Annotated in this window: 8 protein-coding genes; 1 reads left to right on the plus strand and 7 read right to left on the minus strand. The window is 39.1% G+C overall.

What is annotated here, in order from left to right:
- Positions 1–177: 177 nt before the first annotated feature.
- Positions 178–1,305 carry a M14-type cytosolic carboxypeptidase gene (locus GQR52_RS14240; protein ID WP_165728872.1) on the minus strand — a complete coding sequence of 376 codons (1,128 nt, stop codon included), beginning with the start codon at positions 1,303–1,305 and terminating at the stop codon, positions 178–180.
- A 183-nt stretch (positions 1,306–1,488) separates the two neighbouring features.
- Positions 1,489–2,931, minus strand: a complete 1,443-nt coding sequence (locus GQR52_RS14245) for a glyceraldehyde-3-phosphate dehydrogenase (protein WP_007580346.1) — start codon at positions 2,929–2,931, stop codon at positions 1,489–1,491.
- Between the two features lie 174 nt (positions 2,932–3,105).
- Between GQR52_RS14245 and GQR52_RS14250 the strand changes: the two genes are divergently transcribed.
- Entirely contained in the window at positions 3,106–3,906 is an 801-nt protein-coding gene (locus GQR52_RS14250; RefSeq protein WP_165728873.1) for a DUF2989 domain-containing protein, read from the plus strand.
- 286 nt (positions 3,907–4,192) lie between these two features.
- Here the strand turns inward: GQR52_RS14250 and ihfA are convergent, their stop codons facing one another.
- The 5 genes from ihfA to GQR52_RS14275 form a co-directional block, all read right to left on the minus strand.
- Entirely contained in the window at positions 4,193–4,492 is a 300-nt protein-coding gene (gene ihfA / locus GQR52_RS14255; RefSeq protein WP_002960690.1) for an integration host factor subunit alpha, read from the minus strand.
- A 2-nt stretch (positions 4,493–4,494) separates the two neighbouring features.
- Positions 4,495–6,882 (minus strand): phenylalanine--tRNA ligase subunit beta, encoded by a 2,388-nt coding sequence (pheT, locus tag GQR52_RS14260; RefSeq protein ID WP_165728874.1) that lies wholly within the window; start codon positions 6,880–6,882, stop codon positions 4,495–4,497.
- Between the two features lie 15 nt (positions 6,883–6,897).
- Positions 6,898–7,878, minus strand: a complete 981-nt coding sequence (gene pheS, locus GQR52_RS14265) for a phenylalanine--tRNA ligase subunit alpha (RefSeq protein ID WP_165728875.1) — start codon at positions 7,876–7,878, stop codon at positions 6,898–6,900.
- Positions 7,879–8,223: 345 nt separating this feature from the next.
- Positions 8,224–8,934, minus strand: a complete 711-nt coding sequence (gene hda, locus GQR52_RS14270) for a DnaA regulatory inactivator Hda (RefSeq protein ID WP_206017506.1) — start codon at positions 8,932–8,934, stop codon at positions 8,224–8,226.
- A complete protein-coding gene (locus tag GQR52_RS14275) occupies positions 8,934–9,989 on the minus strand; it encodes a DUF2066 domain-containing protein (RefSeq protein WP_165728876.1) in 1,056 nt (351 codons plus the stop codon). The genes hda and GQR52_RS14275 overlap by 1 nt, the downstream gene beginning before the upstream one ends.
- Positions 9,990–10,803: the final 814 nt, after the last annotated feature.

Raw genomic sequence — 10,803 nt, forward strand, 5'->3', positions numbered from 1 at the left:
TCAGTTGTATTTAAATGAAAGTAGATTGATTTGTACCGATACGGTGATGATACGCCGCGAAGAAACGTTAAAAACGTTTTGAAATGAAGTTGCTATATGATTATTATTTTTTGTAAAAGGGGGTTTACTAAAAGTAAAAAGAGCATCAAAACTATTGATACCCTTCAAATAAACGTTTTATCTTAAATTATCAACAACATTAACAATAGCCGCTAATGTATCTTGACCAAACTGATATGAACGACGGTCAGACCAGCCGTAATCTGGATCTGGTAAATCGTTGTTATCTTTAAATGGCATTTCAATTGTGTACGTTAATGCTTTAAATTCTTCAGCTGTAGCTGATGAGCCTACTGTAAGGTTAGCTTGGCCGGGCTCATCTTTTGGATAGCCATGTTCATCTTGAAACTCTGGAGTAATAGTTAAAAGCGCTGCTTTAAAGCTATCTTCTAGGCCTTTAAGGCGTGCATCGTAACTTGGAATACCTTCACTGCCTGCAACAAAGTTATACGGGATAGCTTCATCACCGTGTATATCAAGGTGCATATCTAGGCCAGCTTCACGCATTTTATTAAGTACTAAGTAAACTTCAGGGCTATTTTCCATGCTTGGTGTTTGCCATTCACGATTTAAGTTAACACCTTTAGCATTAGTACGCAGATGTCCGCGTGCGCTGCCGTCAGGGTTCATATTTGGTACAACGTAAAATACTGCTTTAGATAATAGTGCAGCTGCATGTGGGTCTTCGTCATCAAGTAATTTGTGCAATAGCCCTTCTACATACCACTGCGCCATTGTTTCACCTGGATGTTGACGTGCTGTGATCCAGATGTTTTTCTTATCTTCACTTGGCTCACCAATTTTAAGCACACTCATATCGCGGCCATCTAGTGTTTCACCGAGCGTTATTAGTTGGCAAGCGCCTTGGCTTTGTGCCCAAGACAATAAATCTAAATGACGGTCGTAACTGTATGGTGCAAAGTAAGCAAAATATACGCTGCCGCACTCTGGTTCAATTTCAAAGCTTAATGTGCCATTTTCATAGTTTGATGGTACACGAAACCATGTTTGACGGTCATATGATGCAACGGCTTGATACCCTTCCCAACCATCTGGGTAAGCTGATTTATCAAGCTCATTAATATTTAACTTATGCAATTGGTAAGGTGTTGTTTCAAGACGAAAGTGAAACCACTGATAAAATTCAGACTGGTGATCTTTATTAATTTCTAATTGAATATTTAAAGGATCGGTGGCTTCAATAACTTTGATATTACCACTGTCGAAATTGCTGCTGATTTTCATGAAAAAACCTTTAGGTTGAATAAGTTTATCTGCTTATTAATTCACAGAACTGACATTATTTTGTAAATAGTAAAACGAATGTGCATTTTCTTAATTAAAGCCTATCACAAGGCATACGCTTTAAAAATAATACACGACCAAAAAAGCCAGCAACATGCTGGCTTTTAAGTCACTGCAAATAAATTAGCGAGGTAAGCTTGGGAATGACACTTCGGCCATATCGCGCATACAACGAACTACTTGGCAGCTGTAACCAAACTCATTGTCGTACCATACATATAAAACAATACGGTTATCTTCAACAATCGTTGCTTGTGAATCAACAACACCTGCGTAACGGCTACCGACTAAATCGGTAGAAACAATTTCCGTTGATGCTGTGTAATCAATTTGGTCACGTAAGTCTGAATGAAGTGCTGTATCGCGTAAAAATGCGTTTAGCTCTTCAACTGATGTGCTTGTTGCTAAGTTAAGGTTCAAAATAGCTAGCGACACATTAGGTGTAGGTACGCGGATTGCGTTACCTGTTAATTTGCCTTCAAGCTCTGGTAATGCTTTTGAAACCGCTTTTGCAGCCCCTGTCTCAGTAATTACCATGTTAAGTGCTGCGGCACGGCCACGGCGCTCTGCTTTGTGGTAGTTATCAATAAGGTTTTGATCGTTCGTGTACGAGTGTACAGTTTCAACATGGCCATTATTAATACCAAACTTATCGTTTAGTGCTTTAAGCGTTGGTGTAATTGCATTGGTTGTACAGCTTGCTGCACAAACAATTTTATCTTCGGGTAAAATATCTTTGTTATTAACACCATATACGATGTTTTTGATATTACCTTTTGCAGGAGCTGTTAATAATACTTTTGCAGCGCCCTTACACTCTAGATGCTGGCCAAGGCCCGCTTCGTCTTTCCAAATACCGGTGTTATCAACAATTAATGCATTGTCGATACCGTATTGAGTGTAATCAATTTCGCTAGGAGAGTTGGCGTAAATAACCTGAATGTAGCTACCGTTGGCTTTAATTGCGTTACGTTCTTTATCAATAGTGATTGAGCCATTGAATGGACCGTGAATTGAATCACGACGCAGTAAGCTTGCACGCTTTTCAAGATCACCATCTTTACCGCCACGCACAACAATAGCGCGCAAACGTAAATCTGAATATGGACCTGATTTTTCAATTAATAAACGCGCTAGTAAACGACCAATACGACCAAAACCATACAATACAACATCGCGTGGTTCTTTCGCTGGTAAGTCAGCTATTTCTGCAAGTTCATCTTTTACAAATTCTTCTACTGAGCGGCCTTTTGCAGCTTCAGTGAACAAATAACTATATGCAAGCTTACCAATATCAATACGTGCAGAGTTTAATTCCATTTTGCTGATAGCTTCTAAAAATGGGAAGCTTTCACGCAAACGTAATTTAGTGCCTTCAAACTGAGCAACGGTTTTGTGAGATTTGATAATATCTATAGTACTGGCATTTACGAGAGGACGGCCATATACAGCGATTTCGATACCACGATTACGGTAAAGTTTACCAATGATTGGTTGCATGCTTTCTGCGTAATCTTGGCGCTCTTGCCAACTATTTGTGTATTCTAACTCGTGAGATGAGGTCATTTTATTTACCTAAGTTTATCATTTTGAACGGATAGCCTTTAAAAATGCACTATATTTTGAGAGTAATGCACTTCAGGCTGGGCTATTCTAATTTAATCTGAAGTTATTCTCTACTGTTAGGCGTTAAATGATTGCGTTAGAATAACAAAGTAAATATTCATTTGGGGTTAAGGGATGCTTAAAAAAGCAAGTGTACTATTGGGTTTGCTTACGTTGACAGGGTGTGAAGAGACGTTGACACTCGAAAAAGTATGTAAAGAAACACCTGGCTTTTGTAGCGACTTAAACAAAGACAGTCACTGCAAGGATGAACGCTCTGATGTAATTATTAAACGTTACATAGAATACAAAGACCCAACCGATGAGAACAAGTACCAGTTACTAAAAGGCTTTGAATCTTATAACCAATGCATAACTGTGGCTGCCAAAATAGAGCATATTAAGTTAAAAGCTAAAAAAACGTCACGTATTGACGGTCAATTAACGAGCATTAAAGAAATGACTCGGTTATATCAAGATACCCAAAATACAAATCATCCCGGTTTGCTCTACTACCAATGGTCACGAAATAATAACCAAAGTGCACTGACTAAATTATTGGCGATAGAAAATGACAAAAGTGTAACGCAAAGTGCCGAAATGCAATTTTTTTTAGCATCTTACTATATTAAATTTGATGATGAAAAAACCATAGATTTGCTTTATAAAACTTTAGAGCTTAATAAAAAAGATAACGTACCTAACCCTGAAGTGTATACATCACTTATTAGTCTTTTTTATAAACATGATAAATTTAAGCACGCTTATATATTTTCTAAAGTAGCGCAAATGTCGGGGATTGAAAATATTGATGGGTTTGAAATTGAGCAACAATTAATAACAAATGGTAAAAGCTTAGACGGCCTAGATGTACTTGCAGAGCAAACATTTCAGCAAATAATGGCAGGTGATTTTGTATCGCCTCGAGAATTTTAATTTATAATCGCAAAAATAACCTAATACCAATCTGCTTATGTATGGGGTCTATTTAACGTTAAGGAAATTACGCTAGAACTAGGCAAAATTTTTGTATCTAGTTGTTCTCGGCAATTGCTCCCTGCATTGCTCTACCTCCTGCATCCATACAGTCGTAAATAAAACGTTTTTAACGACGTTGTAGTGCAATTTAATTCGTTAAATTGATCAAAGATTTATGCAGGTTGGTATAATTTAATAACTAGGTTATTCAGGCAAATAAAAAGGCAGCTTACGCTGCCTTTTTTTATTTTGCTTTGCTTGTGCCCACTTCTACGCGGGTTTTAAGCTTTTGACCTGGTCGAAAAGTCACCACGCGACGTGCCGAAATAGGAATATCTTCGCCTGTTTTCGGGTTGCGGCCTGGTCTTTCTTTTTTGTCTCGAAGATCAAAGTTACCAAATCCAGAGAGCTTAACCTGCTCGCCTTTTTCTAGCGCTGAGCGGATTTCTTCAAAAAACGCTTCAACTAAATCTTTGGCATCTTTTTTATTGATCCCGAGCTTTTCAAATAGGTGTTCAGCTATGTCGGCTTTAGTAAGCGCCATATCTAGTCCCTCAACGATGCATTAAACTGTTCGGCCAATTCGGCCACCACGTTATCAACTACTAGATTGATATCTTTCTCTTCGAGTGTTCTATCAACCGCTTGCAGTGTTAGAGCAATCGCCAAACTCTTATAATTTGGCTCAATACCTTTGCCCTTATACACATCGAATAAGTTTAGGTCAACCAATTGATTTCCGCCAACTTTTTCGATCACGCTTAAAATGTCGCCAGATTTAACGCTGTCTGCCACTAAAATCGCGATGTCGCGGCGATTTGAAGGGAATTTAGACACCCCTTCTGCTTGCGGTAAATTTCTTTTTTCTATTGCTGACATTTCAATTTCAAAAACAAAAGTTGCGTTGTTGATATCTAACGACTTTTGAGCTTGAGGATGTAAAGCACCAAAAAAACCAACCTTTTTGCCATCAACATATATTACAGCTGATTGACCAGGGTGAAGTCCATCTGACTGCTCGGCTTTAATTTCAAAGCGAGTAACGTCATTAGTAATTGCAAGTAAGGCTTCAACATCACCTTTTAGGTCGTAAAAATCAACGTTACGTTTTTCTTCAACCCAATGTTCACCATTTACAAGACCCGTAATAACGCCGCCAATAACCGGTACTTGGTAAACACCATTTTCTGCACTTTCGTCGCTTATAAATTTAAGACCATGTTCGAATAAACGAATACGAGGCTGTTGGCGATTTTGGTTATACGCTACAGACGCTAATAAACCCGGCATTAAACTTACACGCATCGCTGACATTTCAATTGAAATAGGGTGCGGTAATACCATTGCTTTACACTCTGGGTGTAAAATAGCTTGTGCTTTAGGGTCTACAAAGCTATATGTAATTGCTTCTTGGTAACCACGAGTCACTAACGTATTGCGGAACTTGCTAAGCGCAATAGTTGCTTCGTTATGTGTCGTCATTTTAAGTTTTGCAGTTGGTGCAACATTAGGAATGCTGTTGTAGCCGTAAACACGTGCTACTTCTTCAATTAAATCTTCTTCGATGCGAATATCAAAACGGTAGCTTGGTACGTCCGCACTCCAGCTTTCATTTTCTACTTTAACATCAAGACCTAAACGCATAAGAATATCTGTTACTTTAGCATCATCAATATGATGACCAATAACACGGTCTAAACGTGCACGACGAAGACGTACTTCAGTCACTTTTGGTAGTTTGTCAGCCGCAACAGCTTCAACTACTGGGCCTGCTTGACCACCTACAATCTCAAGTAGAAGTGCTGTTGCACGTTCCATTGCATCATGTTGTAGAGCAAAATCAACACCGCGTTCATAACGGTGTGAAGCATCAGTGTGTAAACCGTAGCTACGTGCTTGCCCTGCAATTGCTACAGGATTAAAAAATGCGCTTTCAAGTAATATATCAGATGTTTTATCTGTAACACCTGATTGCTCACCACCAAAAATACCTGCAATTGCAAGTGCTTTGTTATGATCGGCTATCACAAGTGTTGTGTCGTTTAATTTAGCGGTGTTACCGTCTAATAAAACAAGTTCTTCACCTGCGTTTGCACTACGTACTTTAATACCACCTTCAATCGCATTTAAATCAAACGCGTGCATTGGGTGACCAAGTTCAAGTAATACATAGTTAGTAACATCAACTACTGGGTCGATTGAACGTACGCCACTGCGACGTAATTTTTCAACCATCCAAAGTGGTGTTTCTGCATCAAGGTTAATGCCCTTTATCACACGACCAAGGTAACGAGGACATGCATCTTCATTAACTAGCTCAATTGATACTTTGTCATCAATTGTTGGAGTAACAGCTGGAATATCTAATACGTTTACGTCAATACTATTTAAAACGCCTACTTCGCGTGCTAGACCTTTTATACCTAAGCAGTCACCACGGTTTGGTGTTAAATCAACATCTATAATATTATCATCAAGACCTAGGTAGTCACGTAAATCAGTGCCTACTGGTGCATCGCTTGGCAATTCCATAATGCCGTCGCCTTCTTCGCTAATACCTAGCTCAACAAAAGCACATAGCATTCCGTTTGAAGGTTGGCCGCGTAGTTTGGCTTTTTTAATTTTAAAGTCACCAGGCAGTACAGCGCCCACAGTTGCAACAGCAACTTTAATACCTAAACGACAATTTGGTGCACCACACACGATATCAAGTAGCTCATCGCCACCTACGTTAATTTTGGTAACACGCAGTTTATCTGCATCTGGGTGTTGTCCACATTCAACAACTTCACCTACAACTACGCCATTAAATTTGGCAGCAGCAGGCTCAACGCCATCAACTTCTAGACCAGCCATTGAAAGCTGTTCCGAAAGAGCTTGCGTATCAATACCAGGATTAACCCACTCTCTTAACCACTTTTCACTAAATTTCATTTTATTGTTTCACTCTTAACGGAACTGGTTCAGGAATTTTAAGTCATTTTCGAAAAATGCACGTAAATCGTTTACGCCATAGCGCAACATAGTTAAACGCTCTACACCCATACCAAAAGCAAAGCCGGTGTATTTTTCTGGGTCGATACCCACAGACTTAAGTACATTTGGATGTACCATGCCACAGCCTAGTACTTCTAACCACTTACCGTCTTTACCCATAACATCTACTTCAGCTGAAGGTTCTGTAAATGGGAAGAATGAAGGACGAAAACGAATTTCCATATCTTCTTCAAAAAAGTTACGTAAAAAGTCATGCAAAATACCTTTTAGCTCAGTAAAGCTAACATCGGTATCAACCATCAAACCTTCTACCTGATGGAACATAGGTGTATGTGTTTGGTCGTAATCATTACGGTATACGCGTCCAGGTGAAATAATACGCAGTGGTGGTTGCTCAGTTTCCATAGTACGAATTTGCACGCCACTTGTTTGTGTACGTAGTACTAATTTAGGATTGAAATAAAAGGTATCGTGATCAGCACGTGCTGGATGATGCTCTGGAATATTTAGCGCATCAAAGTTATGAAAATCGTCTTCGATTTCTGGACCAGATTTCACTTCAAAACCTAACTCACCGAAAAAGCTTTCTATACGTTCAATAGTACGCGTAACTGGGTGTAAACCGCCAGTAGGCATAACACGCCCTGGTAGAGTTACATCTATAGTTTCAGCAGCTAGTTTTTCTTCAAGTGCTTTACTTGCTAGCAACTCACGCTTTTCGTTGATAGCAGCTTGTACATCTTGTTTAGCTTGGTTTATAACTTGGCCTGCTTCTTTACGTTCTTCAGGTGCTATTTTACCTAACGTTTTAAGTAAGCTAGTGATTTCGCCTTTTTTACCAAGGTAATTAACCCTGATATCTTCTAACTGCGCTATTTCACTGGCACTGGCTACCGCCTCAAGTGCTTGCGCTAATATTTTTTCTAAGTTCATTCGATACCTGATCTTTCACAGAAGGTGATTGCTTAAGAGCGTGTTGGCCTTTCAAGATTGCTTTACAACAGTGTGGTTGGTTATTAAATAAGGTTAAGCATTGGACTGTAGTTTCCTACATAAGTGATGCAATAACGCTAAATAAAGACCAAACACATGCAGTTTGAAGTGTTTATCTCGGAGGCTACGTTCTTTGTTGTTCGGGTTTCGCATATAAATACTACGCTAAAGCCCTCACGACGCGATTAAAGCACTCTTAAGTTAAACAAATTCCAATCAGGAAAGGTAAACACGCTCTGATAATAGCTTATGATAACTGAAAGAAGGGTCTAGATTCTAGACCTACTACAGCTTTAACGTTGATTTTATAAAAGGAATAGTTAATTTTCGCTGTGCTGCCATAGATGCATGATCTAATTTGTCGAGTACATCTAATAAAGCACGCATATCACGGCTTAAACGGGTTAGTAAAAAGCGTGCACACTCATCACTTAATTCAAGGCCGCGCATATGAGCGCGCTTAACAAGTGCTTGTGCTTTATCATCATCACTCATAGAACGAATTTGAAAGGTTGTTCCCCACGTTAAGCGAGACTCTAAGTCAGGCAGCGAGATATTAAGCATGCTAGGAAGTAAATCGGCAGTTACTACTAACATTTTTCCGGGTTCGTTAAACCGGTTAAAAAAGTTGAATAGTGCTTTTTCCCATGCATCATTGCCTGCAACTAAATGCACGTCATCAATACATAGAACATCAAGCGCTTCTAAACCGTCTAATACCATAGGTCCAAAGTCAATTACTTCGCGCATAGACAGCAGCATATTAGATAAGCCACGCTCTTGTGCTTTAATGCAGGTTGCATACAAAAGGTGAGACTTACCCGAATCACCTAACCCACATAAATAAGTATACTGAAACTTTTTAGCTAACTTCGAAAAGCTATCTTTTAAATGGTTAACCTCTAACGAATCTTCCCCACCAAAGTACGATGCAAATGTTTCGTCATCCGGCAAGGTAACCGGTAATGCCATTTGCATCGGCTCAGACATTATCATTATGGTGTTACCCATTGATACTCTAGGCTATTTTTATCGACAACATGATAAAAAGCACGTGGGTCCTCATAATCTTTAAATGAGGAGTCGAGCCCTAAGCCTTTTTTAAGATCGCTTAAGTTACCAGTGTGATTTAGTTTAAATTCTACAAATTCTGGTGTTTTACGAACAATTTTAACTTGCGTAACAACGCTTAAGTTCAATAATCTTTGTTTTGCTAATTCAACATCAACAAAACTTTGCGTGCCTTTTAATGTTAGCGTGGCCGCGGCTTGTTCATAATAAGCATTTGGATCAATAGCGTACTCGCTTGCAAGGCCTCGAGCTAAGGTATCAATCATTTGACTCACTATTTGCTGCTTATCGCCCGTTAATCTATTTGAATCAAATTGATCATCATTAGTAAAACGCCAATCTAAAATCCAATTTTCGCTATCCGCTTCTTTATACATTCTTGCTGTAATACTTCGCTCAGCACTGTATCGTCTAGAGGCCTCTTCTACTGGTTCTGAAAAGTTACCCCATACCTCAGGAATACCTACTAAACGTCTATCTTGTAAATCAAGTAATGGCACAACGACAGGCAGACCACGGCGTCCTGCTTTGTCATAAATTAACTGCTCTAATTGCGGGTAACTTTCTTGTGTTACTAATTCTCTGCGCCAATTGTCTTCAATACCTAACCATATTGCGACTAATGGGCGTTGTACTCCCCATAAAGGTAAGTTTAACTCTTTGATTAGCGCGTTGATCTTTCGAGCTTCAAATTTAACAACGAGTTTCAATTGTCCATTTGCTCTCTCGTCATATTCAAACTTAAGCATATAATCAGAAATATCTTTAGTGCGTTGCTGCGCTAATTTATTTTGATCCGCAGTTTCATCACCACTTACTTTCACTAAAACATTGAGCAAAGCTTTACGACTCGCAGCTAATCGAGTGTCTCGTGTTTTGTCATCCACTTTTAAAATATCTTGATATAGATCAGCTACTTCAACTGCCGACACAGAAAAACAAAATAAAATGGATATGGCGCTAATTAATAATCTATACACAGGCTGTTAGTTCTTGGTTTTAAACTGATTTGATCCTAAATCAAAGACAGTAACAAAGCAAAATTAAATTTGTTATCTAAGGAAATGAGAGTAATTAGCTTTTATAGAAAGTAAAAAAGATTAAATATGAATTAAGATAGTTAAATAAGTAGTACGCTATTCACCTACGTTTAACCTTACTACACTTTTCAAAAACGAGAACCTTTCGGGTTTAGTTTCATCATGAAGGTATTTAATGCAATTACTCGATGATGTTATGGCATTGATTGTTCGTTATTGGTTCACATTTTACTTTCTGCAGACGTAAAGAGCCCGAATTTTTAGATGTTGGCTCTCTACAATTTGAAGCTTGTGTAATGTCATAGTGCCCACAGCGGTGGAGAGTCATAGTGAAAATGCTGCGCACTCATTGCTGAGCGGAGATTTTTCATGATTTTAGCGTCGGGAGTCGCTGCGCTCGCCCGACCTACGTGATAGGTGTTGATGTAGTGTGTGTTAATTGTGCGCATTTCACTTTTCTGCAGACGTAAAAAAGCCCGAACCGTTAGATCCGGGCTTTCTACAATGTGAAGCTTGTGTAATGTCATAGTGCCCACAGCGGTGGAGAGTCACGTAGTAAATGCTACTGTATTGGCCGACTGAGATATTGAGGGATTTTGTTGTGATTCTAGCGTCGGGAGTCGCTGCGCTCGCCCGCCCTACGTGATGGGTGTTGATGTGAGTGTGCATTAATTGCACGTATTTTACTTTTCTGCAGACGTAAAAAAGCCCGAATCGTTAGATTCGGGCTTTCTACAATTTGAAGCCTGGTAAT

The sequence above is a fragment of the Pseudoalteromonas sp. 31A1 genome (assembly GCF_011378815.1).
GTDB lineage: Bacteria > Pseudomonadota > Gammaproteobacteria > Enterobacterales > Alteromonadaceae > Pseudoalteromonas > Pseudoalteromonas arctica.